This is a genomic window from Litorihabitans aurantiacus (assembly GCF_030161595.1).
GTDB classification, from domain to species: Bacteria; Actinomycetota; Actinomycetes; order Actinomycetales; family Beutenbergiaceae; genus Litorihabitans; species Litorihabitans aurantiacus.
The window spans coordinates 1,785,262-1,811,811 of sequence record NZ_BSUM01000001.1; the positions used below are offsets into that span (position 1 = coordinate 1,785,262).

Annotated in this window: 19 protein-coding genes and 2 pseudogenes; 6 read left to right on the forward strand and 15 right to left on the reverse strand. The window is 74.1% G+C overall.

Features of this window, described 5'->3' with window-relative positions; translation table 11 throughout:
- Nucleotides 1–75: 75 nt before the first annotated feature.
- The gene (locus tag QQK22_RS08430) at nucleotides 76–762 is read left to right on the forward strand and encodes an amino acid ABC transporter permease (protein ID WP_284250523.1); all 687 of its coding nucleotides are present in this window, start codon (nucleotides 76–78) and stop codon (nucleotides 760–762) included.
- On the forward strand, nucleotides 759–1,637 hold the full coding sequence (locus tag QQK22_RS08435; RefSeq protein ID WP_284250524.1) for an amino acid ABC transporter permease: 879 nt from the start codon (nucleotides 759–761) through the stop codon (nucleotides 1,635–1,637). The genes QQK22_RS08430 and QQK22_RS08435 overlap by 4 nt, the downstream gene beginning before the upstream one ends.
- Nucleotides 1,638–1,845: 208 nt before the next feature.
- Here the strand turns inward: QQK22_RS08435 and QQK22_RS08440 are convergent, their stop codons facing one another.
- The 3 genes from QQK22_RS08440 to QQK22_RS08450 form a co-directional block, all read right to left on the reverse strand.
- Nucleotides 1,846–2,400, reverse strand: coding sequence for a regulatory protein RecX (locus tag QQK22_RS08440; protein WP_284250525.1), 555 nt, complete (start codon nucleotides 2,398–2,400; stop codon nucleotides 1,846–1,848).
- Nucleotides 2,401–2,626: 226 nt separating this feature from the next.
- Nucleotides 2,627–3,718, reverse strand: coding sequence for a recombinase RecA (gene recA, locus QQK22_RS08445; RefSeq protein ID WP_284250526.1), 1,092 nt, complete (start codon nucleotides 3,716–3,718; stop codon nucleotides 2,627–2,629).
- A gap of 244 nt (nucleotides 3,719–3,962) precedes the next feature.
- Nucleotides 3,963–4,196, reverse strand: a complete 234-nt coding sequence (locus tag QQK22_RS08450) for a DUF3046 domain-containing protein (RefSeq protein WP_284250527.1) — start codon at nucleotides 4,194–4,196, stop codon at nucleotides 3,963–3,965.
- Nucleotides 4,197–4,258: 62 nt separating this feature from the next.
- On the opposite strand from QQK22_RS08450, the gene QQK22_RS08455 reads away from it, so the two are divergent.
- Both QQK22_RS08455 and QQK22_RS08460 read left to right on the forward strand, forming a co-directional pair.
- Nucleotides 4,259–9,535 (forward strand): Lhr family helicase, encoded by a 5,277-nt coding sequence (locus tag QQK22_RS08455; protein ID WP_284250528.1) that lies wholly within the window; start codon nucleotides 4,259–4,261, stop codon nucleotides 9,533–9,535.
- Nucleotides 9,528–10,361, forward strand: coding sequence for a DNA-formamidopyrimidine glycosylase family protein (locus QQK22_RS08460; protein ID WP_284250529.1), 834 nt, complete (start codon nucleotides 9,528–9,530; stop codon nucleotides 10,359–10,361). The genes QQK22_RS08455 and QQK22_RS08460 overlap by 8 nt, the downstream gene beginning before the upstream one ends.
- Nucleotides 10,362–10,458: 97 nt before the next feature.
- Here the strand turns inward: QQK22_RS08460 and QQK22_RS08465 are convergent, their stop codons facing one another.
- The 7 genes from QQK22_RS08465 to QQK22_RS08495 form a co-directional block, all read right to left on the reverse strand.
- A complete protein-coding gene (locus tag QQK22_RS08465) occupies nucleotides 10,459–10,764 on the reverse strand; it encodes a helix-turn-helix domain-containing protein (RefSeq protein ID WP_284252631.1) in 306 nt (101 codons plus the stop codon).
- A gap of 238 nt (nucleotides 10,765–11,002) precedes the next feature.
- A complete protein-coding gene (locus tag QQK22_RS08470; RefSeq protein WP_284250530.1) occupies nucleotides 11,003–11,533 on the reverse strand; it encodes a CinA family protein in 531 nt (176 codons plus the stop codon).
- Nucleotides 11,530–12,126: a CDP-diacylglycerol--glycerol-3-phosphate 3-phosphatidyltransferase gene (pgsA, locus tag QQK22_RS08475; RefSeq protein ID WP_284250531.1), complete on the reverse strand. Its 597-nt coding sequence runs from the start codon at nucleotides 12,124–12,126 to the stop codon at nucleotides 11,530–11,532. The genes QQK22_RS08470 and pgsA overlap by 4 nt, the downstream gene beginning before the upstream one ends.
- 34 nt (nucleotides 12,127–12,160) lie before the next feature.
- On the reverse strand, nucleotides 12,161–14,809 hold the full coding sequence (locus QQK22_RS08480; protein WP_284250532.1) for an FtsK/SpoIIIE family DNA translocase: 2,649 nt from the start codon (nucleotides 14,807–14,809) through the stop codon (nucleotides 12,161–12,163).
- A gap of 470 nt (nucleotides 14,810–15,279) precedes the next feature.
- Entirely contained in the window at nucleotides 15,280–16,965 is a 1,686-nt protein-coding gene (locus tag QQK22_RS08485) for a ribonuclease J (RefSeq protein WP_284250533.1), read from the reverse strand.
- 42 nt (nucleotides 16,966–17,007) lie between these two features.
- The gene (gene dapA, locus QQK22_RS08490) at nucleotides 17,008–17,919 is read right to left on the reverse strand and encodes a 4-hydroxy-tetrahydrodipicolinate synthase (RefSeq protein WP_284250534.1); all 912 of its coding nucleotides are present in this window, start codon (nucleotides 17,917–17,919) and stop codon (nucleotides 17,008–17,010) included.
- A 107-nt stretch (nucleotides 17,920–18,026) separates the two neighbouring features.
- Nucleotides 18,027–19,430: a M15 family metallopeptidase gene (locus tag QQK22_RS08495; protein WP_284250535.1), complete on the reverse strand. Its 1,404-nt coding sequence runs from the start codon at nucleotides 19,428–19,430 to the stop codon at nucleotides 18,027–18,029.
- A 98-nt stretch (nucleotides 19,431–19,528) separates the two neighbouring features.
- Here QQK22_RS08495 and QQK22_RS08500 point away from each other — a divergent pair, with 98 nt between their 5' ends.
- Together QQK22_RS08500 and QQK22_RS08505 are read left to right on the forward strand one after the other, a co-directional pair.
- Nucleotides 19,529–20,110: a GNAT family N-acetyltransferase gene (locus QQK22_RS08500; protein ID WP_284250536.1), complete on the forward strand. Its 582-nt coding sequence runs from the start codon at nucleotides 19,529–19,531 to the stop codon at nucleotides 20,108–20,110.
- Between the two features lie 61 nt (nucleotides 20,111–20,171).
- Nucleotides 20,172–20,816, forward strand: coding sequence for a TIGR00645 family protein (locus tag QQK22_RS08505; RefSeq protein ID WP_284250537.1), 645 nt, complete (start codon nucleotides 20,172–20,174; stop codon nucleotides 20,814–20,816).
- Nucleotides 20,817–20,819: 3 nt separating this feature from the next.
- Here the strand turns inward: QQK22_RS08505 and QQK22_RS08510 are convergent, their stop codons facing one another.
- The 5 genes and pseudogenes from QQK22_RS08510 to QQK22_RS08530 form a co-directional block, all read right to left on the reverse strand.
- The gene (locus tag QQK22_RS08510) at nucleotides 20,820–21,284 is read right to left on the reverse strand and encodes a tetratricopeptide repeat protein (protein WP_284250538.1); all 465 of its coding nucleotides are present in this window, start codon (nucleotides 21,282–21,284) and stop codon (nucleotides 20,820–20,822) included.
- Nucleotides 21,281–21,984, reverse strand: a pseudogene (dapB, locus tag QQK22_RS08515) (4-hydroxy-tetrahydrodipicolinate reductase). Before dapB ends, QQK22_RS08510 begins: the two are co-directional and overlap by 4 nt.
- Nucleotides 21,985–22,081: 97 nt before the next feature.
- Entirely contained in the window at nucleotides 22,082–22,867 is a 786-nt protein-coding gene (locus tag QQK22_RS08520) for an SDR family NAD(P)-dependent oxidoreductase (protein WP_284250539.1), read from the reverse strand.
- A gap of 9 nt (nucleotides 22,868–22,876) precedes the next feature.
- Nucleotides 22,877–24,222, reverse strand: a pseudogene (locus tag QQK22_RS08525) (M16 family metallopeptidase).
- Between the two features lies 1 nt (nucleotide 24,223).
- Nucleotides 24,224–26,440: a polyribonucleotide nucleotidyltransferase gene (locus tag QQK22_RS08530; protein WP_284250540.1), complete on the reverse strand. Its 2,217-nt coding sequence runs from the start codon at nucleotides 26,438–26,440 to the stop codon at nucleotides 24,224–24,226.
- Between the last annotated feature and the right edge of the window lie 110 nt (nucleotides 26,441–26,550).

The window sequence follows — 26,550 nt, forward strand, 5'->3', positions numbered from 1 at the left end:
CCGGCCCGGCGCCCGACGCCGGGCCGGCCCTCCACGGCCGTTCCGCTCCTGCCGGTCCCCTCGGAGGCAAGGCCCATGAATCTGTTCGAGCAGGTCAGCTTCCTGTTCTCCAGCTACAACATCCCCGCCGCGTTCTGGGTCAACATCCAGCTCACCTTCTGGGCCGCGATCGGTGCCCTCCTCGTCGGGACGGTCCTCGGCCTGATGCGGGTCTCGCCCGTGCCGTCGCTGCAGTGGCTCGGCACGGCCTACGTGACCGTGTTCCGCAACACGCCGTTGACGGTGCTCATGCTGCTGGCGGTCCTCGGCGTGTGGAGCCAGCTGAAGATCACCTTCGCGCAGGACTTCGCGACCAACTTCTTCATCTACGCCTGCGTCGTGCTCGCCATCTACCACGCGGCGTTCGTCTGCGAGGCCGTGCGGTCCGGCATCAACACGGTGCCGCTCGGCCAGGCGGAGGCGGCGCGAGCCATTGGGCTCCCGTTCCTGCCCGCCGCACGGCTCGTCCTGCTGCCGCAGGCGTTCCGGGGTGCCATCGCGCCCCTGGGCAACGTACTGATCGCGCTCATCAAGAACACGACCGTCGCCGCTGCCGCGAGTGTCGCCGTCGAGACCTCCTCGGTCATGCGCGGCATGATCGAGGCCAACTCGAACATGGTGATCCTCATCTTCATGATCTTCGCCCTGGGCTACGTGATCCTCGTCGTCCCCGTCGGCGTCGTGACGACGTCGCTGTCCCGGAAGCTGGCGGTGACCCGATGAGCCAGGCCGTGCTGTTCGACACCCCGGGCCCCCGCGCCCGGCGCAACATCCTCGTGGCCAACGTGATCGGCGGCGTCGTCGCGGCGGGCATCGTCGGCCTCGTGCTGTGGAAGCTGGGCCAGGAGGGTCAGCTCGCCGCCGGCCGGTGGACCTCGCTGTTCACCGGCAGCGCCTGGATGAACTTCTTCCTGCCCGGGCTCCAGAACACGATCGTCGCGGCGCTCTACTCCGTCGTCCTCGCCGTGGTCTTCGGGCTCGTGTTCGGTCTCGGTCGCCTCGCGCCGCTGGCCCCGGTCCGGTGGCTCGCGGGCATGGTGGTGGAGTTCTTCCGGGCCGTGCCGGTGCTCATCATGATGGTCGCCCTCTACATCGGGCTGGGCGCCTTCGGCGTCGTCAGCCCGCGCGACGTCCCCCTCGTCTCGGTGGTCGTCGCGCTCACGCTGTACAACGGCTCGATCATCGCCGAGCTCGTCCGCTCGGGCGTGTTCGGTCTTCCCAAGGGCCAGCGCGAGGCGGCCGCCGCCATCGGTATGACGCACGGGAAGTCGCTGCGCCTGGTGGAGCTCCCCCAGGCACTGATCGCGATGCTGCCGTCCCTGGTCTCGCAGTTCGTGGTCATCCTGAAGGACTCGGCGCTCGGGTACATCATCACGTTCAACGAGTTCCTCCAGCTCTCGCGCCAGTTCGGCGGGGGGAACGGGAACATGCTGCAGGCGCTGATCGTCTGCGCGGTCGTGTTCATCCTCATCAACTGGCTCCTGACGCGGGCCGCTGCCCTGGTGGCTCGTAGGCTCTCCCGCCGGACCTCCGGGCGCACGCAGCCGCGCCTGGTGAACGCCGGGGCGGCCGGCGCCGCCGGAACACCGGCGACCTGAGGCGGGGGCTCGGGCGTTCGCCGGCGGAGCCTCCACCGCCCGGGACACCGGGCGACGACGGGGCCGGACCCTGTGGGTCCGGCCCCGTCGTCGTCACAGGTGCACGGGTGCACGGGTGCACGGGTGCACGGGTGCACGGGTGCACGGGTGCACGGGTGACTTTCGCGCCGCAGGGGCGGACGGCGCTCCGGCGCGAGTCCGGGGCAAATCAGGGGCTGTCGAGCCACGCGTCGTCGTGAGAGGCGTCCCCGTCGTCGTCACGGTCCTGCTGCGCGTCCTCCTCGTCGAGCACCTCGCGGACAATACGGAACGCGGAACCGGGGTGGTGGCCCTTCCGGGCGAGCATCGAGACGAGCCGCCGCTCGCGGGTCGCGCGCGGGAGTCCGGCGCTGGCGCCCGCCCGGCGGCGCACCAGGTCCAGGGCGACGGCGTCCTCGTCCTCGCGATCGATGGCCGTGAGCGCCTCCTGCGCCGTCGCGGCGTCGATCCCCCTGCGGGTGAGCTCCTGGGCGATGGCCCGGCGGGCCTGACCGCGTTCCGCGTGACGCGTGCGCACGAGGATCGCGGCGTACTCCGCGTCGTCGACCAGACCCACGTCGGTGAGGCGGTCGAGCACGCGGTGGGCGACGTCGTCGGGAACGTCCTTCCTCGCCATCGCCTCGGCGAGCTGCGCCCGGGACCGCGGGGCGGAGGTGAGCAGCCGCAGTGCGACCGACCGGGCGACCTTCTCGTGGTCCGCCTCGATCGCGGCTGCGTCAGGCACGGACAGGTCGGACGCGGACGGGCCGGACACGTCGGACGTGGACGCGTCCGAGGCACCGGCGCTGATCGCCCCCGCGCCGCCCGCCGGGACGACCGCGCCCCCGGCGGTGGAGCGGGCCGAGGGCCCGCCCCGCCGCCGGGGGCGTGTCGGTGGCGACGCGCCGGCTCCGGTGCGGCTCACACCGAGCTCCGTCGCGCGTCCGTCACCGGTGCGATCCGCAGCACGATCAGAAGTCCACCGGCTCCTCGTCGAGCGCGTCGAGCGCCGAGGCGTCCTCCGGAACCTGGACACCGATGCCGAGCTTGGCCTTGATCTTCTGCTCGATCTCGTCGGCCAGGTCCGGGTTGTCGATGAGGAACTTGCGGGCGTTCTCCTTGCCCTGGCCCAGCTGGTCGCCCTCGTAGGTGTACCAGGCGCCCGACTTGCGCACGAAGCCCTCGTCCACACCCATGTCGATCAGGCCGCCCTCGCGGGAGATGCCGCGGCCGTACAGGATGTCGAACTCAGCCTGCTTGAAGGGCGGGGCCATCTTGTTCTTGACGATCTTCACGCGCGTGCGGTTGCCCACCGCGTCGGTGCCCTCCTTGAGGGTCTCGATCCGGCGCACGTCCAGGCGCACCGAGGCGTAGAACTTCAGCGCCTTGCCACCCGTGGTGGTCTCGGGCGAGCCGAAGAACACGCCGATCTTCTCGCGCAGCTGGTTGATGAAGATCGCGGTGGTGCCGGAGGCGGAGAGGGCGCCCGTGAGCTTGCGCAGCGCCTGCGACATGAGACGGGCCTGGAGGCCGACGTGGCTGTCACCCATCTCACCCTCGATCTCCGCCTTCGGCACGAGCGCAGCGACGGAGTCGATCACGATGATGTCGAGCGCGCCCGAGCGGATCAGGGAGTCCGCGATCTCGAGCGCCTGCTCCCCCGTGTCGGGCTGGGAGACGTAGAGCACGTCGGTGTCGACGCCGAGCTTCTTGGCGTACTCGGGGTCGAGCGCGTGCTCGGCGTCGATGAACGCGGCGATGCCGCCGGCCCGCTGCGCGCTCGCGACGGCGTGCAGCGCCACCGTCGTCTTTCCCGAGCTCTCGGGGCCGTAGACCTCGATGATGCGGCCGCGCGGGAGGCCTCCGATGCCGAGCGCGATGTCGAGCGCGACCGACCCGGTCGGGATGACCTCGATCGGCGGCCGGACGTTGTCGCCCAGGCGCATGACCGATCCGGTGCCGTACTGACGGTCGAGCTGGCCGAGGGCCGCCTCGAGCGCCTTCAGCTTGTCGGGCTGCTTGCCCGCCTGCTGCTTGCCCTGCTTGCCTGACTGGGTCGCCATGGTGGTTCCTCGAGTTCTCCCGGCCCTGCGGGATCGGTACGGACAGGTCTGGCCGTTCAGCGCCACCCTCGCCGGGAGGCTCTGCGGTGACGGTATGCCTGGCCACTGACATCGCGGTCGCGACCCCGTCCCGGTGGGGACGACGGCCGCGCTGCGGTCACCTGGGGACAACTCTATGTCGTACGCGTGTTCGATCGCCAGCGACACGCCCGGCGTGTCCTGCACGCCCTCGACGTCGGTGGCGTCAGCGCCGGCGCGGGCGTCCGGGCTCGGCGCGGTGCAGCCAGCGCACGGCGTCGGGCTGGCCGGTGGCCTCGCACACCGCCTCCCACACCTCGCGCGGCGCCACCCCGCCGGCGAGCGCCTGCTCGGGGGTGCGACCGTCCAGCGCCGAGATCACCAGGTCGCCCGCCAGGCTGCGGGCGTACGTCGGCCCGAACGCCTGGTCCATGACCGTCCAGAACTCCGAGTGCCGCACGTCCCCACCGTAACCCCGGACCCACGGACCGCGATGTCGGTGGCTGCCAGCAGAATGAGGGGATGACCACCACAGCCAGCGGCCTCGAGCGGTTCAGCACCGCCACCCGGCAGTGGTTCACCGAGTCCTTCGAGGCGCCGACGGCGGCCCAGGTCGGCGCCTGGGACGCCGTGGCGGACGACGCGCACGCCCTCGTCGTCGCGCCCACCGGATCGGGCAAGACGCTCGCGGCCTTCCTGTGGGCCGTCGACCGCCTCCTGACCTCACCCGTGCCCGAGCCCGAGGCGCGCTGCCGCATCCTCTACGTCTCGCCCCTGAAGGCACTGGCGGCCGACGTCGAGCGCAACCTCCGCTCGCCGCTGGTCGGTATCGCGCGCACCACGCGCGCGCTGGGGGACGAGCCGGTCGACGTCCGCGTCGGTACGCGCACGGGCGACACCCCCGCCGCCGAGCGGCGCCGCCTGGCCACGCGCCCGCCCGACATCCTCATCACCACGCCGGAGTCGCTGTTCCTCGTCCTCACCTCCGCGGCGCGCGCGGGTCTCGCGGGCGTCACCACGGTGATCCTCGACGAGGTGCACGTGCTCGCCGGGAGCAAGCGCGGCGCCCACCTGGCCGTCAGCCTCGAGCGGCTCGACGAGATGCTGCCCGCCCCCGCGCAGCGCATCGGCCTGTCCGCCACGGTGCGGCCCGTCGAGGGGGTCGCCACCTTCCTCGCGGGCATGCGGACCCCGGAGGACGGCGGTCGCCCGGTGCGGCTCGTCCAGCCGCCCGCCACCAAGCAGCTGCGCATCGACGTCGACGTACCCGTGCCGGACCTCACCGACCTCGAGGAGGAGGTCGAGCCCGGCGCGGCCCCGGCCGGCCCCGACCTGTCCGGCGCCGCGGCGGGACCGCTCCCCCAGGCCGACCTGCCGGGACGCGGACGGACGGCGTCGGTCTGGCCCGCGGTCACCCGCCGCGTCGTGGACATCATCGGCGAGCACCGCACCACGCTCGTCTTCACCAACTCCCGCCGCGGCGCCGAACGGCTGACCGCGCGGCTGAACGAGGAGTGGCAGGCGCGTCTCGCCGAGGCGGAGGAAGACGGCGACCCCGGCGACCCGGAGCTCGGCGATGAGCACATCGGCGAGGACGCCGTCGACGACCGCGACGACGACCCGCGGCCCGCCGTCCACCAGGTCGACCCGGGCGACCCCGGCGCCGCGTGGGCGGCGCAGGCCCCCGGCCAGTCGGGCACCGCACTGCCCACGAGCACGGTCATCGCGCGCGCCCACCACGGCTCGATGAGCCGCGAGGCCCGCACCAGCATCGAGGACGACCTGAAGAGCGGTCGCCTCCCCGCCGTCGTGGCCACGTCCTCGCTCGAGCTGGGCATCGACATGGGGTCGATCGACGTCGTGGTCCAGATCGGTTCCCCGCCCTCGGTCGCGAGCGCGCTGCAGCGGATCGGACGCGCCGGGCACCAGGTCGGCGCGCTCTCGCACGGCGTCGTCGTGCCCGTCCACCGGGGCGACCTCATGCCGTCGGTCGCCGCGACCGTCCAGGCGCGCACGGGCGGGATCGAGGAGGTCCGCGGCCTGGCCAACCCGCTGGACGTGCTGGCGCAGCAGGTCGTGGCGATGCTCGCCGTCGACGACTGGTCGGTCGCGGACCTCACCCGCGTCCTCCGGCGCAGCGCGCCCTACGCGACGCTGGGCGACGGCAGCCTGCACGCCGTGCTGGACATGCTCGCCGGTCGCTACCCGAGCGAGGACTTCGCCCAGCTGCGCCCGCGGATCGTGTGGGACCGCATCGAGGACACGCTGACCGCGCGGCCGGGTGCGCTCCGGCTCGCGGCCACCTCGGGGGGCACGATCCCCGACCGCGGGCTCTACGGCGTCTACCTGGCCGCGGGTGCCGACGACGTCGCGGCGCGCGGTGGCAGGCGCGTGGGCGAGCTCGACGAGGAGATGGTGTTCGAGTCGCGGGTCGGCGACACCTTCACGCTCGGCTCGAGCACGTGGCGCATCGAGGACATCACGCCCGACCGCGTGCTCGTCACGCCCGCGCCGGGGGTGCCGGGACGCCTGCCGTTCTGGAAGGGCGACCAGCCCGGGCGGCCGGCCGAGCTCGGTGCCGCGCTCGGCGCGATGGTCCGCGCCGTGCAGGAGTCGGGCGACATCGCGGCGACGGTCGCCACCTGGGGCGTCTCGGACTGGACCCGGGACAACCTCGTGGCCTACCTCGGCGAGCAGATCGAGGCGGTCGGGCACCTGCCGACCGACACCGCGATCGTCGTCGAGCGATTCCGGGACGAGCTCGGCGACTGGCGCCTGGTGATCCACTCCCCCTACGGCTCGCGCGTGCACGCCCCGTGGGCGCTCGCGCTCGTGGGCCGGCTGCGCGAGCAGCTCGGCATGGACGTCGCGGCGATGCACTCCGACGACGGCATCGTGCTGCGCCTGCCCGACGTCGACGACCCGCTCGAGGACTGGCTCGTGCCCGAGGGCGGCGACCGCGCGCCGGCGAGCGGCGGCAGCAGCACCGTCGGCCTGGCGGACCTGCTGCTCGAGCCCGAGGAGATCCAGCGCGCGGTCATCGACGCCCTGGCCGGCTCGGCGCACTTCGCCGCGCGGTTCCGCGAGGCCGCGGCCCGTTCGCTGCTGCTCCCCCGCCGCCGTCCCGACGGCCGTCAGCCCCTGTGGCAGCAGCGCCAGCGCGCGAGTCAGCTGCTGTCGGTCGCCGCCCGCTACCCCGACTTCCCCGTGGTGCTCGAGGCGGTGCGCGAGAGCCTGCAGGACGACTTCGACACCGCGGCGCTCGAGGACCTCATGCGCCGCATCGACCGTCGCGAGGTGCGCCTGCAGGAGGTGACGACGTCGGCGCCCTCGCCGTTCGCGCGGTCGCTCATGTTCGCCTACGTCGGCCAGTTCCTGTACGACGGCGACGCGCCCCTCGCCGAGCGCCGTGCCGCCGCGCTCGCGCTCGATCCCGAGCTGCTGACCGAGCTGCTCGGGCAGGGCGCCGGTGACCTGGCGGACCTCCTCGACCCGGAGGCCGTCCTGCGGGTGGAGAGCGAGGTCGGGCTGCGCACGCCGCAGACCCGCGCGCGCGACGCCGAGGGGCTGCTCGACGTCGTGCGGCGCCTCGGTCCGCTGCCGCTCGCCGACCTCGTCGATCGCTGCGACACCGGGGCGGGCGTCGCCGAGGACCGGACGAAGCAGGGCGGGGAGCCGGAGGGCGAGGCGCAACCGGAGCGGGAGGCGACCGACGAAGCCGGGGGTGCCGTCGACGTCATGCGCGAGTGGTTGGCCGACCTCGCCCGGCAGCGGCGCGTCATCGCGGTGCGTGTGGCCGGTCGCGAGCAGTGGGCCGTCGTCGAGGACGCCGGTCGGTTGCGGGACGCGCTCGGCACGGCGCTGCCCGTCGGCCTGCCCGAGGCGCTGCTGGCGCCCGTGCCGGATCCGCTCGGCGACCTGCTGCGTCGGCACGCCCGCACGCACGGGCCGTTCACCCCCGCCGACGTCGCCGCCCGGTTCGGGCTGGCGCCCGGGACGATCACGCCGACGCTCGGGCTGCTCGAGGCCGCGGGCACCCTGGTCGCCGGGCGGCTGCGGCCGCCGGGAGCACGGCCCGGGGCGCGCCTCGACGGGGCCGGGCGGACGAGCTCGACGGCGGTCGCCGACGGGGAGGCCGACGCCGACACCAGCACCGACACCGACACAGGCACGAGCCCCGGCACCGGCGCTCTCGCCGTCCCGGCGTCCGGCGGGACGGGCGCGCGCGAGTACTGCGACGCCGAGGTGCTGCGACGGATGCGCCGCCGCTCGCTCGCCGCAGCTCGCGCCGACGTCGAGGCCGTCCCCGCCCACGTCCTGGGCATCTACCTGCCGCGCTGGCACCAGCTCGGCCAGCTGCGGGGCCTGGACGGCCTCCTCGCCGCCGTCGACCAGCTCGCGGGCGCCGAGCTCGACGTCGCCGACGTCGAGACGAGCATCCTGCCCGCGCGGGTGCGCTCCTACGCCCCCGGCCTCCTGGACGAGCTGACGAGCGCGGGCGACGTCGTCTGGGTCGGCGCGGGCACGGGGCGCGTCGTGCTGGTCCCGGCCGACGCCGTGCCGCTCCTCGCGCCCGCGCCGCAGCCGCTCGCGTCCCCGCTCGCGGAGGCGGTGGTCGCGGCGCTGCGACGCGGCGGTCTCTTCTTCCGCGACATCGTCCAGCACGTCGTCGAGGCGGCGCAGTCGTCGGGCGAGGGGCCGACGCCGAGCGCGAGCCAGGTCGAGGACGCCGTGTGGGAGGCGGTCTGGGCGGGGCACGTCACGAACGACACCTTCGCCCCCGTGCGGGCGCGTACGGCCACGACCGGATCGGGGGCGCGGTCGCCGCGCGCCGGGACCGCGGGTGCCTCGGCCACGCGGGCCCGGCGCATGAGCCGGCAGTCGCTCATGAAGGAGTCGATGCTCGCCGTCGCCGGCACCCGGGGCGGCGTGCGCGCACCGGTCCGCATCTCGACCCCGCCGACGATGGCGGGCCGGTGGAGCCTCGTGGGCGAGCGCAGCACCGACGCGACCCTGCGGGCGACCGCCTTCGCCGCGAGCCTGCTGGAACGCCACGGGGTCGTGCTGCGCGGGATCGCCCAGGCCGAGGGTGTGGTGGGCGGCTTCGGGGCCCTCTACCCCGTGCTGTCCCGCCTCGAGGACTCGGGCCAGATCCGACGCGGCTATCTCGTCGAGGGGCAGGGCGCCGCCCAGTTCGCCCTCCCCGAGTGCGTGGACCGGCTGCGCGCCGACGCCGGACTGCGGCCCGGTGCGCTCGTGATGGCCGCGGCCGACCCCGCCAACCCCTACGGCTCGCTCGTCCCCTGGCCGCGCCCCGGACGGGACGCGCGCGGCGGTACGACCACGGGAGAGGGCGACGACGACAGCCCGGGTGACGCGGACGCAGGAACGGGGCCGGACGACGACGCCGTCCGCGCCACCCGGCCCGCCGCGGGCGACCAGACCGCCTCCACCGGTGCGCGACCGCGGCGGATCGCCGGTGCCGACGTCGTGCTCGTGGACGGGCGCCTCGTGCTGTTCGTCGAGCGCGGGGGCGGCAGCATCCTCGCCCTGACGGACGACGGCGAGGACCTCGCGCTCGCCGCGCACGCTCTCGTCGAGCAGGCACCCGACCGCTACAGCACCCTGACGGTGCGGCGGGTCGACGGCGAGGCCTCCCTCACCTCGCAGGCCCCCGCCGCGCTCGCCCTGCGCGAGGCGGGGTTCATCGCGACGCCGCGCGGGCTGCGGCTGCGGGCTCCCGCGCCCGGGCGGCAGCGCGGCGCGGACCGGACGACCGCGGCGGCCGGCCGTGCCTGAGGGCGACGTCGTCCTGCGCACGGCCCGTCGTCTGACGGCGGCGCTCGCCGACGGACCGCTCGTGCGCTCGGAGCTGCGCTGGCCGACCCTGGCGGGCACTGACCTCACCGGTGTGCGCAGCCTCGGCACCGCGAGCTACGGCAAGAACCTCCTGACGCGCTTCTCCGACGGGCGGACGCTGCACACCCACCTGCGGATGGACGGCACGTGGCGCGTCACGGCGACGCCGCCCGAGGGTGAGGGCCCGCGCCGTAGCGGCGCCGACGGCGTGCGCCGCTCGACCGGCGGCAGGCCGCGGGATCGCCGCGAGTCCTCGCGGTACGGCAGCGGGCCGCGTCGCTCCCAGGACGCCGGCAGCGACGTCCGTGCGGTCCTCGCGACGGCGACGTGGACCTGCACCGGGCACCAGCTCGGGATGATGCACCTGCTGCGCACGCACGACGAAGCCCGGCTGCTCGCCCCTCTCGGCCCGGACGTGCTGGGCGAGGACTTCGGCGCCGCGGAGGAGGCGAGCATCGCCGTCGCCATCCACGCCCAGGGCGCGCGCGAGATCGGCGCCGTCCTGCTGGACCAGGGGTGCTCGCCGGCCTCGGGACGATCTACATGGCCGAGACGCTCTTCCGCCACCGGGTCTCCCCTGGCGCGCCGCCGGAGACGTCCCCGACCCCGGCACGATGGCGGCCACGGCGCGACGTCTCATGCTGGCCTCGGCCGACGACCCGACCGGGCCGAACCAGCGCGGCTCGATGACGATGGTCTGCTACGGGCGATCCGGCGAGCCGTGCGTGCGCTGCACGACCCCGCTGCGCGACGGACGCGTCGGTGAGGCGCCGATGGACCGCATCGCCTACTACTGCCCGCGCTGCCAGCTGCGCTGAGCGCGGGTCCGACCCGCGCTGACCGCCGGCCCGGGGCCGGGGGTGTCAGACGGCGGCGGCGAGCGGGCGGACCGACGCCTCGAGGTCGGCGGGAACGGTGTCCGGGATGTGCTCGCCCTCGGCGATCGCGATCCTGTCGCTGACCTCGCGCAGCACGCCCCACAGCGGGACGTCGAGGGCGTCGCACACCGAGCTCAGGAGCTCCGAGGACGCCTCCTTCTGACCGCGCTCGATCTCGGACAGGTACCCCAGCGACACGCGCGCCGACGCACTGACCTCGCGCAGCGTCTTGCTCTGGGCGAGGCGGACGTCACGAAGCACGTCTCCGAGCTCACGTCGAAGCAGGATCATCGCTCGTCCCTCCCTGGGGCCGGTCTCCACCACCGCCAGCCGCGCGGCACCGGGTGCCGCCTCGACCTTTCCGCCACGGTACCCCGCACGTGTGACAGGCGTGCGTCGCGGCTGCGACGATCCCGTGGCGGCGGCCGCCGACGGCGTGCCGCCGGCCGCGCGCAGCAGCGCCGGTCGTGGGATCGGTGAGAGACGTGCGGGGGCGTCCGGTGTCCTGTCCATCACTGGATGCAACGCGTCACGCGCCCGCGATGTTCCCGCCGATCGTGCCGGTGCGGCTCGCCCCGACGCAGCCGTCCGCAACCGCCGTCAGTGCGAGCGCGAGAGCGAGGTCGACGGCCGCGTCCCGCACGAGGGCGCGCGACCCCGCCAGCAGCACGCGGCGCACCCGCACGCGCCGACGGGCGACGACCGCGAGCGCGACGGTCCCGGCCGGGACGCCGTCGCTCGGCCCAGGACCCGCCACACCTGTCGTCGCGACCCCGACGTCCGCACCCAGGAGGGTGGCCGCGCCCCGCGCCATCGCGACCGCCACGGGTACCGACACCACCCCGTGCTCGGCCACGAGCGCGGGCTCGACGCCCAGGACGGTCGTCTTCACCCGGGTGTCGTAGGCGGTGACCCCGCCGCGGAGCACCGTCGAGGCCCCGGGCACCGCCACGACCGCCGAGCAGAGCGATCCCCCGGTGAGCGACTCGGCCACCGCGAGGCACAGACCGCCAGCACGCATCGCGGCCACGAGGTCCACCGCGACGGCGGAGGAGGTCACGGCACGGCGACGCGCGAGCGAGCGATGACCAGGCCGCGACGCACGTAGTCCAGACCCGTCACCACCGTCACGGCGAGGGCGACGTAGAGGATCACGAGCCCGACCACGCGCATCGGGGTCGCGTCGACGAACGTGCCCCAGGGCACGAGGAGCACGATGATCGCGGTCATCTGGAGCGCGGTCTTGACCTTCCCTCCGAGCGAGGCGGGGATGATCGAGCGGCGCGCGAGGACCGCGCGCAGGACCGTGATGCCGAGCTCGCGAACCGCGATGAGGAGTGTCACCCACCAGGGGATCTCGCCGAGCGCCGACAGGGTGACGAACGCGCCCAGCGTCAGCGCCTTGTCCGCGATCGGGTCGGCCAGCGTCCCGAAGGCCGTGACAAGGTTGCGGGAGCGCGCGAGGTGCCCGTCGAGCTGGTCGGTGATCGAGGCCAGCACGAACACGACCAGCGCCCACCAGCGGGCCGCCGTCGTGTCGGCCAGCAGCAGGAGCACGAACACCGGGACGGCGGCGATGCGCCCGAGCGTGAGCGCGTTGGGGAGGTTCCACATCCCCGCGCGCCACTCCGCGGTGCTCCTGCGTCCGTTCACGCCCCCACACTAGGGGTCGAGCAGCGAGGCTCCCTCATCGGCCGGTGAGGCTCCACGCGTCCTCGGACTCCTCGTCGTCGTCCTCCGCCCAGACCTGCGGGCGCGAGGCGAGGTCGTCCGCGACGAGGTCGACGCCGGCGCCCGCCGCCGCACCTGGCGCGTCGTGCGACGACGTCGCGGTGGCCGCGCTCGGGCCACCGGACGGTGCCGCGGCGCCCTCGTCGCCCCGCAGCACGGCCAGCGTGCCGGGCAGGTCCTCGGGCGTCACCAGCACGTCGCGCGCCTTGGACCCCTCGGACGGGCCGACGATCTCGCGCGACTCCAGGAGATCCATGAGGCGACCGGCCTTGGCGAACCCGACGCGCAGCTTGCGCTGCAGCATCGAGGTGGATCCGAACTGCGTGGTCACCACGAGCTCGGCGGCCTGGAGCAGCAGCTCGAGGTCGTCGCCGATGTCCTCGTCCACCTGCTTCTTGGCCGCCACGACAGCGACGTCCTCGCGGTAGGTCGGCTTCAGCTGGCCCTTGACGTGCTCGACGACGGCGTGGACCTCGGACTCGGTGACCCAGGCGCCCTGGACGCGCATCGGCTTGGCCGCACCCATGGGGAGGAACAGCGCGTCGCCCTGGCCGATGAGCTTCTCGGCACCCGGCTGGTCCAGCACGACGCGCGAGTCGGCGAGCGACGACGTCGCGAACGCCAGGCGGCTCGGCACGTTCGCCTTGATGAGCCCGGTGACGACGTCGACCGACGGCCGCTGCGTCGCCAGGACGAGGTGGATGCCCGCCGCGCGCGCGAGCTGCGTGATGCGCTGGATGGAGGCCTCGACGTCGCGCGGCGCGACCATCATGAGGTCGGCGAGCTCGTCCACCACCACCAGCAGGTAGGGGTAGGGGGTGAGCACGCGCTCGCTGCCGGGCAGCGGCTGCACCCGTCCGGCCCGGACGGCCTTGTTGAAGTCGTCGATGTGCTTGAACCCGAAGTTGGCGAGGTCGTCGTAGCGCGCGTCCATCTCGCGCACGACCCAGTCGAGCGCCTCGGCGGCCTTCTTGGGGTTCGTGATGATCGGGGTGATGAGGTGCGGGATGCCCTCGTACATCGTGAGCTCGACGCGCTTGGGGTCCACGAGGATCATGCGGACCTCCTCGGGGGTGGCGCGCATCATGATCGAGACGATCATCGAGTTCACGAAGCTCGACTTGCCGGCGCCCGTGGCCCCGGCCACTAGCAGGTGCGGCATCTTGGCGAGGTTGGCGATGACGTAGCCGCCCTCGACGTCCTTGCCCACGCCCATCACCATCGGGTGCTCGTCGCGGTGCGCCACCGACGAGCGCAGCACGTCCCCGAGCACGACCGTCTCGCGGTCGGCGTTCGGGATCTCGATGCCGATCGCGGACTTGCCCGGGATCGGCGAGAGGATGCGGACGTCCGCGCTCGCGACGGCGTAGGAGATGTTCTTGCTCAGCGCCGTGACCCGCTCGACCTTGGTGCCGGCACCGAGCTCGACCTCGTAGCGCGTGACGGTCGGGCCGCGCGTGAACCCGGTGACCTCGGCGTCGACGGCGAACTGCGTCAGCACGTCCGTGAGCGCCTCGACCACCCGGTCGTTGGCCGCGCTGCGCTTCTTGTGCGGCGCGCCCTCGACCAGGACCTCGGCCCCGGGCAGCGTGTACGTCATCGAGGGGTCGAGCATCAGCTGCTCGGCGCGGGGCGGCAGCACCTGGGTGGGCGGCGCCTGCAGCTCGATCGGCTCGGTGATGGGCTCCGCGAGCTGAGCATCCGTGTCGGCGTCGGGCACGACGGCGTCCGGCGCGGGCCGGCGGGCGCGCGCGGGTCGCGCGGGTCGCTCGGCGCGCTGGACCCGCTCGTCGCCGACGGGCTCGGGCTCGGGCGTCTCCTCGTGCAGGTCGGGGCGCACGAACGCCTCGTCCGCGACGCGGTCCCCCACCTCGGTCGTGGACCCGCTCGCCGCCGCACGACCCTTGCGCCCGCGAGCGCGACCGAGCGCCCGGGCGGGCAGGTCGTCGTCGGCACCCTCGTCGTGGTCGGGGTCCTCGTCCGCGTGCTCGTCGTGGTCGGCGTGGTCGTCGTGAGCGCGCTCGCGCCCCGTCACCCGCGCCCCCAGCCCGGCGAGCCGCTCGGGGATGGCGCGCACCGGCGTCGCCGTCAGCACGAGGACGCCGAAGAACGCCAGGATGACGAGGACGGGGACGGCCACCACGGTGCTCAGCAGCGCCGACATCGGGTTGGCGGCGAGCCAGCCCACGATGCCGCCCGCCTCCCGCAGGCCCGCCCAGCCCTGCTCGGGGTCGGGCAGGCCGTTACCCACCGCGAACAGGCCGCACGCGGAGAGGATGAGGATGCCCAGGGCGATCGAGATCCGTCCGTTGGCCTGCTCGGCGTCGGGCCGGCGCATCAGGCGCACGGCGAGACCGACCAGCAGCACGGGGATCACGACGGCGACGCGTCCGACCGCGCCGGCCGCCACCACGTGGATGACGTCGGAGCCGGATCCGGTCAGCGAGAACCACTCGCGCGCGCCCACGGCGATCGCCAGCGCCACGAGGAGCAGCGCGAGGCCGTCGCGGCGCAGCGCCGGGTCGATCCCGCGCGCGCCCGTGCCCACCGAGCGTGCCGCGCCGCCGACGACGTGCGCCGTGCCGAGCCAGAGACCGCGGACCATGCGCACCGGCAGCGGGGGCGCTGCGGCTCCTGCACCGCGGGCGCCTTCCGCGTGGGTGCGGCGGTGGTCGATCGGCCCTTCGAGGCCGCGCTCGTGCTGCGGCCGGGACTCTTCGCGCCCGAGGAAGGGCGGGGCTTGGTCGGCGCCGGGGCGGCGCGGGAGGCGGTCGCCGTCCGGGCTGTCCGGGCAGGTGCGGCCGACCGTCCGCCGCCCGACGCGCCGGCCGCGGCACGGGCCGCCGAGGCGGTGCGCCCCGGGGACGGTGGCTTGTTCGCCATGAAAGATCTCCCTCGTCTGCGGTGCGGCGGCGTCGGACGCACGCCACCGGCCCACTCAACCACGGGGGCGCGGGGCGTCCCGGGACCGACACGGTGTCGCCGGTGACACCGCAGGAACGACGACGGGGACCCCACCGCGGTGGGTCCCCGTCGTCGTTCCCGCGCCAACGTGTCAGCGCGCCGTCGCGTCGCTCACGCCTCGACGACCACCGGGATGATCATCGGGCGGCGGCGCAGGCGGCCCGACGCCCAGCGACCCACCACGCGGCGTACGACCTGCTGCAGCTGGTGCGTGTCGACGCTGCCGCCGCGCGCCGCCTCGGCGAGCGCCTGCGACACCTGCGGCACGACGTCCTTCAGCGTGGCGTCGGTCTCCGCGAGCCCCCGCGCCTGGACCTGCGGTCCGGCCACGACCTGACCCGTCGTGGAGTCCACGACGGCGAACACCGAGATGAACCCCTCCTCCGCGAGGATGCGCCGGTCCTTGAGCTCGGTCTCGCCGATCTCACCGACGCTCGAGCCGTCGACGTAGACGTAGCCGCACGGCACGGCGCCGACGATGCGCGCCCGACCGTCCACGAGGTCGACGACGACGCCGTCCTCCGCGAGGATCACGCGCTGCGGGTCGACGCCGGTCTTGACCGCGAGCGCACCGTTCGCCACGAGGTGACGGATCTCGCCGTGCACCGGCATGACGTTCTTCGGCCGCAGGATGTTGTAGCAGTAGAGCAGCTCGCCCGCGCTCGCGTGGCCGGAGACGTGCACCTTGGCGTTGCCCGAGTGCACGACCTTGGCGCCGAGGCGCGTCAGCCCGTTGATCACGCGGAAGACGGCGTTCTCGTTGCCCGGGATGAGCGAGGAGGCGAGCACCACGGTGTCGCCCGGGCCCACCTCGACGCGGTGGTCGCGGTTGGCGATGCGCGAGAGCGCGGCCATCGGCTCGCCCTGCGAGCCGGTGCACATGAGCACGACGCGGTCGGGCGGCAGCTGGTCCATCTTCTTGACGTCCACCAGCACGCCGTCGGGCACCGTGAGGTAGCCGAGCTCGGCCGCGATCGTCATGTTGCGCACCATCGAGCGGCCCACGAGGGCGACCTTGCGCTCGTTGGCCCACGCGGCGTCGATCACCTGCTGCACGCGGTGCACGTGCGAGGCGAAGCTCGCCACCACGAGACGACCGGTGGCGGCGGCGAAGACCTGGTCCAGGACGGGGCCGATCTCGGCCTCCGCCGTCGTGAAGCCCGGGACCTCCGCGTTCGTGGAGTCGGGCATGAACAGGTCCACACCTTTCTCGCCCAGGCGCGCGAACGCGCGCAGGTCGGTGATGCGACCGTCCAGCGGCAGCTGGTCCATCTTGAAGTCGCCGGTGTGCAGCACGGTGCCGGCACCGGTGGTGACGGCGACGGCCAGCGCGTCGGGGATGGAGTGGTTGACCGCGATGAACTCGAGGTCGAAGGGGCCGACCTTCAGCTCCTGCTCCTCCTTCACCTGCCGCAGCACGGGCGTGATGCGGTGCTCCTTGAGCTTGGCGCTGATGAAGGCCAGCGTGAGCTGCGACCCGATGAGGGGGATGTCGCGGCGCAGGCGCAGCAGGTACGGCACGGCGCCGATGTGGTCCTCGTGCCCGTGCGTGAGCACGACGGCCTCGACGTCGTCGAGCCGGTCGGCGATCGAGGAGAAGTCGGGCAGGATCAGGTCGACGCCGGGCTGGTGGTCCTCGGGGAACAGGACGCCGCAGTCGATGATGAGCAGGCGGCCGTCGTACTCGAGCACGGCCATGTTGCGGCCGACCTCACCGAGGCCGCCGAGGGCGACGACGCGCAGCGCGCCCGTCGCGAGCGGACCCGGGAGCGGCAGCTCGGGGTGGGGGTGGGACATGACTTTCCTTCCATCGGCCGGCCCGTGGGCCGGGTGTCGCGGCTAGGCCGCGAGGATGCCGAGGGCACGCAGCCGCTCGGCAAGGTCTGAGAGCTCGGAGGCGTCTGCCTCGACGAGCGGGGATCGCACCGTGCGGTGCGGGAGGGCGCCGAGCAGCTCGAGCGCGGCCTTGGCGTACACCGCGCCCTGACCGGCTCCCATGATCGCCTCGCACACGGGTGCCAGCTCGACCGCGAGGTCCTGCGCGCGGGCGAGGTCGCCGGCACCGATGCGCTCGACCATCTCGGCGTAGGCACCGGCCACCACGTGACCGACCACGCTCACGACGCCGACGGCGCCGTGCGTGAGCCACGCGAGGCTGAGGTTGTCGTCACCCGAGTAGAAGGCGAGGCCGGTGCGCCGCATCCGCTCGAAACCGGCGGGCACGTCGCCCGTGGCGTCCTTCACGGCCAGCACCCGGTCGTGCTGCGCGAGGCGGTCGAGGATCTCGTCCCCGATCGCGACGCCCGTGCGCCCGGGGATGTCGTAGAGCATGACGGGCAGGTCGACCGCCTCGACGATGCGGTGGATGTGGCGGTAGACGCCCTCCTGCGAGGGGCGGTTGTAGTACGGGGAGACCACGAGCAGGCCGTGCGCCCCCGTGCGCTGCGCGCCCTGGGCGATGCGGATCGCGTGCTCGGTGTCGTTCGACCCTGCGCCGGCCACGATGCGCGCCCGGTCGCCCACGGTGTCGACGACGGCGCGCACGAGCGCGTCCTTCTCCGGCTGGTGGGTGGTCGGGGACTCCCCCGTGGTGCCGTTGAGGACGAGGCCGTCTGCGCCGTCGTCGACCAGGCGGGTGGCCAGCGCGCACGCGGCGTCGACGTCGATGCTGCCGTCGGGGTGCATGGGGGTGACCATCGCGACCGAGACGGAACCGAACTCCGCCAGGGCGCGGGCGTTGCGCGTGCTCATGGGACGAACCTACCGTTCTGCGACCCGCGGGCCGCGCGCGACCGGCCGCTGGGACGAGGCGGCGGGCGGTGCGTCGGGCGTGATGACGACGGGGGTGCCACGGCCGCTCAGCCGCCGTTCCCGGAGGCCTCGTAGTCCGCGCGCAGCCCGAGGTGCTCCTCGAGCGTCAGCCCGGCCTCCGTCAGCTCGGTGGCCAGCTCGACGCCCAGGTGGCGCAGGTGCCACGGCTCCCACACGTATCCCGTCACCGCCTCCTTGCCCTCCGGGTAGCGCACCACGAAGCCGAACCGGTGGGCGTTGGCCGCGACCCAGAGCGCCTCTGGCGTGCCGTCGAACGCGCGCGAGGGGTCGTTCACGTCCAGCGCGAGCCCGCTCTGGTGCTCCGAGAAGCCCGCGCGCGAGGAGAACCGGTCCGCGTAGGTGGCGCCGTGCGAGGACGACCAGCGCTCGTAGGTCACCCGCTGGTCGTCGTACGAGCGGTAGCCCGAGGCCACGAACAGCGTCAGGCCCGCCTCGACCTGGGCCGCCGTCGCCATCTCCGCGAACGCGGCCTCGACCTCGGGAGACATGCCCGGGTCGTAGCCGAGCGGGAGCGGGAGCGCCTTGCTGATCACGGGGATGCCGCCCACCGTGGTGGGGGCGTCCGGGCTGACGACGATCTCGGGGTGCGCGGCGGTCACGGTCTCCAGGGCCGTGCGGCGCTCCCTCAGGCCCGCGACGTCGAGGTCCTGCCCGCCGTCGCGCACCTCGATACCCGCGGCGACGGCGGCGCGCAGGTCGTCGAGACCGGCGGGGTCCGCGGCGAGCGGCTCCCAGGTCGCGAGCCGCTCCTCGGCGGTGGTCAGGGCGGCCAGGAGGTGGTCGCGCGCCGCCGACGCGCGCTCCTGCCGCACCGCGTCAGCCGCGGCCACGAGCGAGGACGCGGCGGCGCTGACGTCGTCGACCGAGGGGCTCGCCCCGACCGGGACGTCGACCTCGACGCGCTCGACGACCTCGGGCTGCGTCGTCACGGTCACCGGCCCGTCCAGGCGGGTGCGCGCGTCCTCGAGGGTGCGGCGCAGCTCCTCGACGGTGGCGGGGTCGACGTCGGCGTTGGCGTCGGACGGCTCGGGAGCGACACCGGCGGCCGACGGCGTGTCGGTCGGGGCCGGGTCGGACGGCTCGGCCGGTGCGCCGGGGGCCGGGGGTGCGGCCCCGAGCGGCTCGGCCGTGTCGTCCGACCCCGTCTCGGCGTCCGTCCCGGCCAGCACGGCCGACGCCGCGGCGATCTCCGTCTCGAGGTCGCTGCGGGCGGCGGTCACCTCGGCCTCGATGCCACGCGCCGTGACGGAGGCGGTCGCCCGCGCCTGCTCGACGCGGTCCGCGCGCAGGGAGCGCTCGCCGACGGCGGCGCTGGTCGTCCCGGCCGCCACGGCCAGCACGAGCACCGCGAGTCCGGTGCGGCGGGAGCGGTGCTGGGTCCCCGTGCCACCCGGGGTGCGCGGGGTCCCCGGGACGCGGGTTGCAGCCACCGGCGCACCTCCACGATCGACGTCCCCGCGCGGGTGCGCGAACGTCCCAGGTTACCCGGCCCGCACGGGCCCGACCCGGGTGCGTCAGAATGACGCCCGTGACCGCACCGCCCTCCACGCCCACCGCCGACGTCTCCGTGCGACCCGCGCTCCCGCAGGACGCCGAGGTGATCGCCGACCTGCAGCTGACCGCGTGGCGGGAGCGCCTGGGGGACGCCGTCGTCGACGGCCTCGAGATCGCCGACGTCGCCCGGACGTGGCGCGACGCCGTCACCTCGCCGCCCGACCGGCGCGGGCGGGTGCTCGTCGCCACCGCCGGGCCGCGCGTGGTCGGCCTCGCCGCGTGCGCGCCGTCGTCCGCCTCGCGCGCGGGCGAGGGTGGGACCACTGGATCCGCCGACGACGACGGCGGTTGGACTGCCGAGGTGGTCGCGCTCGAGGTCGCCCCCGGCGACCGCCGGCAGGGTCACGCCTCGCGCCTGCTGGCGGCCGCCGTCGACCTGGCCCGCGACGCCGGCGCCCACCACGTCGCTGCCTGGACCCTGCGCGAGGACGACGCCCGCACCGCGTTCCTCAGCTCGGCCGGGCTCGCCGAGGCCGGCGTCCGCCGCGTGCTGGAGGTGCCCAGTGGCGACCGCGAGGAGATCCTCCTCACCGGCCTGATCCACCCCCGCGCCTGACGCGGGCTCGCCCTCTCTCCCCGCCACCGAGGCGACCCGACCCCCGAACCAGAAGGACATCGTGACCGCACCCGACCGCCCGCCCACCACCACGACCACCACGACCGTGACGCAGGAGGCCGAGCAGACCGCGGCCGTCTCCGGCTTCTCGAGCCTGGTCTTCGCCTCGCGCTGGCTGCAGGCACCCCTCTACCTCGGGCTGATCGTCGCCCAGGTGGTCTACGTCTGGCAGTTCGCCCTCGAGCTGTGGCACCTCATCCAGTACGCGTTCGACCACTCGCACGTGCCCGAGCAGTACGAGGGCTTCACGAGCGAGGCCATCACGATGCTGATGGTGCTCGGTCTCGTGGACGTCGTGATGATCAGCAACCTGCTGATCATGGTGATCATCGGCGGCTACGAGACCTTCGTCTCGCGCATGCGGCTCGACGGCCACCCCGACCAGCCGGAGTGGCTCAGCCACGTCAACGCGAACGTGCTGAAGACGAAGCTCGCGATGAGCATCATCGGGATCTCCTCGATCCACCTGCTGCGCACGTTCATCGAGTCGGCGTCCCGCGACGTCGACACCGACGAGATGATGTGGCAGACGCTCATCCACCTGGCGTTCGTCGTCTCCGCGCTCGCTCTGGCGCTCATCGACCGCATGACGCTCGGCTCGAAGCAGCGCTTCGTGCCGGTCGACCGCGGCGACACGGCCGGCTGACCGCTACCGGCGCGCCGCCCGCTCGAGCCGGACGGCGCGCCGCAGCGCCTCGCGCGCCCGACGGCGGTCCCCCGCGGCGTCGTAGGCCCACCCGAGCCGGTACCAGGCCCGCCAGCTGTCCGGATCCGCCTGCACCGCCTCGCGGGCGGGCTCGAACCGCTCGTCCGCGACCGCCCGGTCGATGCGTCCGGCGGGGCTGCGCGGGAGGTCGTCCACCTCGAGGGTGCCCTCGCCCGCCAGCACCCGGGTGAGGCGGTCGACGGCGCGGGCCTGGGCGATCTCGCGCACCAGGAACCACACCGTCAGCAGCGGGATGACGAGGACGGCCGCACCGAGCGCCACGGCCACGGGCTCCCCCGTCCTCAGCAGCAGGACGCCACGCTCCCCCACCGCCACGACGTAGAGGCCCAGGAGCGCGACGAGGGCGAGCGCGGCCCAGCCGGTGCGTCGCGCGAGCAGCGGCCTCACAGGTCGAGGTACGTCTCGAGGCCGACGTGCACGCCGGGGCGGCTCGCGATCTCGCGCACGGCCAGCAGCACCCCGGGCATGAAGCTGATGCGGTCGAAGGAGTCCGTCCGCAGCGTGAGGAGCTCGCCGGGGTTGGACAGGAAGATCTGCTCGTGCGCCACGAGACCCTCCAGCCGCAGCGCGTGGACGGGCACGCCGTCGACGTCGGCACCGCGCGCCCCCGGCAGCGCGCTCGCCGTGGCGTCGGCCATGGGCGCGAGGCCGGCCCCCGCCCGCGCCTCGGCGATGCCGCGCGCGGTGTGCACGGCCGTGCCCGACGGCGCGTCCAGCTTGCGCGGGTGGTGCATCTCGACCACCTCGGCCGAGGCGAAGTAGCGCGCCGCGACCGAGGCGAAGCGCATGGCCAGCACCGCAGAGAGCGCGAAGTTGGGGGCGATGAGCACGCCGACGTCGGGGCGCGTCGAGGCGTGCGCGCGCACGCGGGCCAGCGCGTCGGCGTCCCAGCCCGTGGTGCCGACCACGGCGTGGACGCCGGCGTCGAGGAGGGCGTGCACCACCCCTCGGTCGCGTCCGGGACGGTGAAGTCGATCGCGACGTCGGCGCGCCCCGCGAGGCTCGCGACGTCGCCGTCGCGCCCCAGCTCGGCCACGAGCTCCAGGTCGTCGGCGGCCCGCACCGCCGCCGCCGTCGTGCTGCCCATACGACCCGCCGCGCCGAGCACGGCCACTGAGATGCTCACGGAGCGAGTCTAGGTGCCGCCCCGGAGGCGCCCCGCGCCGGCCGGTACGCGCGGGTGCTCAGCCGCGCCCGAGGCACGCGCCGCCGTTGACCTGCAGTATCTGACCCGTCGTCCAGGCGGCACCCGGGCCGGCGAGATAGGCGGCCGCGTCGGCCACCTCCGAGGGCAGCCCCGCACGTCCGAGCAGCGTCGGGCGGACGCGCTGGTCGACGGCCTCGTCGCTGAGCCGCCCGTCCCAGAACTCGGTGTCCGGCACAAAGCCCGGAGCGAGCGCGTTCACCGTGACGCCGTCCGGCCCCAGCTCCGCGGCGAGCCCGAGCGTGAGCGAGGAGATCGCCCCCTTCATCGCGCCGTACGTGCCGCCACCCCGGACACCCGCGATCGAGCTCAGGGTGATCACGCGGGCTCCCGGCCGGCGCAGGTGGGGCCGCAGCGCCTCGATCGTGAGCACGGTGGTCAGCACGTTGAGCCGGAAGAGGTCGGTGGTCAGCTCCGCCGTCTCGGCGAGGTCCGCGCCGGCGCGCGTGCTCCCGCCGCCCGCGTTGGCCACCAGCACGTCGACCGCCCCGCCCGCGGCCACGTCGCGCGCGAGCTCCTCGACCGCCGCGGGATCGGTGAGGTCGCACGCGTGGACGGCGACGGCGGCACGCCCGACCTCGGCGTCGATCCGCCGGGCCGTCTCCTCGAGCTTCTCGCGGCGCCGCCCGACCACGAGGACGTCGTCGCCGTCGCGCGCGAACCGTTCGGCGATCGCCGCGCCCAGGCCCGTGCCGCCGCCGGTGACGACGACGCGACGGGGCTCTGGAGCGGCACCGGTGGTCGGGCTGCTGGTGGGCGTGCTCATGGCGTCTCCTCAGGCGAGGCCGGCGAGCAGCTCGCCGGCGAGGTCGTGCTCGAACGGACCCACCACCACGAGCGAGCGGGGTCGGGATCGCAGGTCGGCGGCGAGAGCGGCGACCTCGTCGGCCGTGACCGCACGGACGGCGGCCAGCGTCTCCTCGAGGGTCCACAGCTCACCCGTGGCGATCTCGGACCGCGTCAGGCGCGCCATGCGCGAGGACGTGTCCTCGAGCCCGAGCACGAGCTGACCCGAGAGCTGCCCGACGGCGCGGCGCAGCTCGCCGTCCGAGAGCGGCTCCTCCGCCAGGAGTCGCCACTGCTCGTCCATGAGGCCGACCACCTCGGCCACCCGGGCCGGGGTGCAGCCCGCGTAGAGACCGAAGATCCCCGCCTCGGTGTAGCCGGCGGAGAAGGAGTAGGTGGAGTACGCCAGGCCACGCTTCTCGCGGATCTCCTGGAACAGGCGCGAGGACATGCCGCCGCCGAGGACGGCGTTCAGCACGGACATCGTGAAGCGGCGCGGATCGCCCGCGGCCGGGCCGCGACCGCCGAGCAGCACGTTCGCCTGCTCGGTCGTGCGGCGCACGGTGGTGGCGGAGCCGGGGGCGTCCGCGAGCGTCTCCGCGCTGCGGCGGGCGACCGGGCGGGCGTCGCCGTCGAGTCGCCAGCCACCCGCGGCCGCACCCGCGAGCACCTTCTCGCACAGCTCGTCGTGGTCCACTCCCCGGCCGCCGTGACGACGAGCTCGGCGGGCGTGTACGTGCGGCGGTAGTGCTCGGCGACGGCGTCGCGCGGCACCGCGCGGATCGTCGCGGGGGTGCCGCCGATCGGACGGCCGAGCGCGTGGCCGGCGAAGACCGCACCCGTGAACGTCTCGTGCACCACGTCGGCGGGGTCGTCCTCCGCCATCGCGATCTCCTCGAGGATCACGCCGCGCTCGAGCTCGAACTCGCGGGGGTCCAGCGTCGCGGACGTGACCATGTCGAGCAGCACGTCCACGGCCATCGCGCGGTCGGCGTCGAGCACGCGGGCGAAGTAGGAGGTGCTCTCCTTGCCGGTGGCGGCGTTCGCCTCACCACCGACCTCGTCGAAGGCCTCGGCGATGTCGAGCGCGTCGCGCCGCGTCGTGCCCTTGAACAGCAGGTGCTCGAGGAAGTGGGTCGAGCCGTGGTGGCCGTCGTGCTCGTCGCGCGAGCCGACGGCCACCGTCGCCGAGACGGACACCGAGCGCTGACCGGGCATCGCCTCGGTCAGCACCCGGATCCCGCCGGGGAGGACGGTGCGTCGCAGCCGTCCTCCCCCGACGAGCGTCTCGTCGAACCCCGTGCCCGGCGCACCGAGCTCCAGGGGTCGGGGCATCTCAGGCCTCCGAGTCCTCGGCGGACTCCTCGACCACCGCGTGCAGCGAGAGCTTGCCGCGCGGGTCGATCTCGGCCAGCTCGACCTGGACCTTCTGCCCGATCGACAGCACGTCCTCGACGTTCTCCACGCGCTTGCCACCGACGAGGCGACGGATCTGGCTGATGTGCAGCAGACCGTCCTTGCCGGGCGAGAGCGAGACGAACGCGCCGAACGTGGTCGTCTTGACCACGGTGCCGATGAAGCGCTCACCGACCTCGGGCATGTGCGGGTTCGCGATCGCGTTGATCGCCGCCCGCGCGGCCTCGGCGGACGGGCCGTCCGTCGCGCCGATGAACACGGTGCCGTCATCCTCGATGGAGATGTCGGCGCCCGTGTCCGCCTGGATCTGGTTGATCATCTTGCCCTTCGGGCCGATGACCTCGCCGATCTTGTCGACCGGCACCTGGACCGTGATCACGCGGGGCGCGGTCGGGGCCATCTCGTCGGGCGTGTCGATCGCCTCGGCCATGACGTCGAGGATCGCGAGGCGAGCCTCCTTCGCCTGCGAGAGCGCACCGGCGAGCACCGAGGCGGGGATGCCGTCGAGCTTGGTGTCGAGCTGGATGGCCGTGACGAACTCGCGCGTGCCGGCGACCTTGAAGTCCATGTCGCCGAACGCGTCCTCGGCGCCCAGGATGTCGGTCAGCGCGGCGTAGCGCGTCTCACCCTCGATGCTCTCCGAGACCAGGCCCATGGCGATGCCGGCGACGGCGGCGCGCAGCGGCACACCCGCGTTCAGCAGCGACAGGGTCGAGGCGCAGACGGAGCCCATCGACGTCGACCCGTTGGAGCCGAGCGCCTCGGACACCTGGCGGATCGCGTAGGGGAACTCCTCACGGGCAGGAAGAACCGGCACGATCGCACGCTCGGCGAGCGCGCCGTGGCCGATCTCACGACGCTTGGGGCTGCCGACGCGGCCGGTCTCGCCCGTGGAGTAGGGCGGGAAGTTGTAGTTGTGCATGTAGCGCTTGCGCGTGATCGGCGACAGCGTGTCGAGCTGCTGCTCCATCTTCAGCATGTTCAGCGTGGTGACACCCATGATCTGGGTCTCGCCGCGCTCGAAGATCGCCGAGCCGTGCACGCGGGGCAGAACCTCGACCTCGGCCGACAGCGGACGGATGTCGCGCAGGCCGCGGCCGTCGATGCGGAAGGAGTCCGTGAGGATCCGTCGGCGGATCGCGGCCTTGGTGAGCGAGCGGTACGCGGCGTGCAGCTCCTTCTCGCGGCCGTCGAAGCCGGCCTGGAGGGCACCGATCGCGGCGTCGCGGACCTCGTCGAGGCGCGCCTCGCGGGTCTGCTTGTCGGCGATCTGGAGCGCCTCCTCGAGGTCCGCACCGGCCTGGGAGGACATCGCGTCGAACGCGTCGGCCTCGTAGTCGGGGAACAGCGGGAAGGAGCGGATCTCCTTGGCGGCCTGGCCGGCCAGCGAGAGCTGGGCCTCGGCGAGCGCGCGGATGAACGGCTTGGAGGCCTCGAGGCCCGCGGCCACGACGTCCTCGGTCGGCGCCTGCTGGCCCTCGCCGTGGATGAGGTCCCACGCGGCCTCGGAGGCCTCGGCCTCGATCATGGCGATCGCGACGTCGGAGCCGTCGGCGGTCTCGACCACGCGGCCGGCCACGACCATCTCGAACACGGCGCGGGCGGACTCGCTGTAGCGCGGGAACGCGACCCACTGGCCGTCGATGAGCGAGACGCGCACGGCGCCGACCGGGCCGGAGAACGGCAGACCCGAGATCTGGGTCGAGGCCGACGCGGCGTTGATCGCGAGGACGTCGTAGGAGTCGTCGGGGTGGATCGCGAGGACGGTCTCGACGACCTGGACCTCGTTGCGCAGGCCCTTGACGAACAGCGGACGCAGCGGGCGGTCGATGAGGCGGCAGGCCAGGATCGCCTCGGTCGAGGGGCGGCCCTCGCGGCGGAAGAACGAGCCGGGGATCTTGCCGGCCGCGTACTGGCGCTCCTCGACGTCCACCGTGAGGGGGAAGAAGTCGAAGCCCTCGCGCGGGTGGCGGCCCGCCGTCGTGGTCGAGAGCACGACGGTGTCCTCGTCCAGGGTGGCCAGGACGGCGCCGCCGGCCTGCTTGGCCAGACGGCCGGTCTCGAAGCGGATGGTGCGGGTGCCGAAGCGACCGTTGTCGATCGTTGCCTCGGCGAACGTGATCTCGGGACCCTCCACGGGTGCCCTCCTTCGTGGTTCGCGCGCCCCGGCGGCGATCTTCGATCGAGGCGCTCGCGCCCGGCAGGGCCGGGAGGCGGGAGCCACTACCGAGGACCGACGGCCGTGCG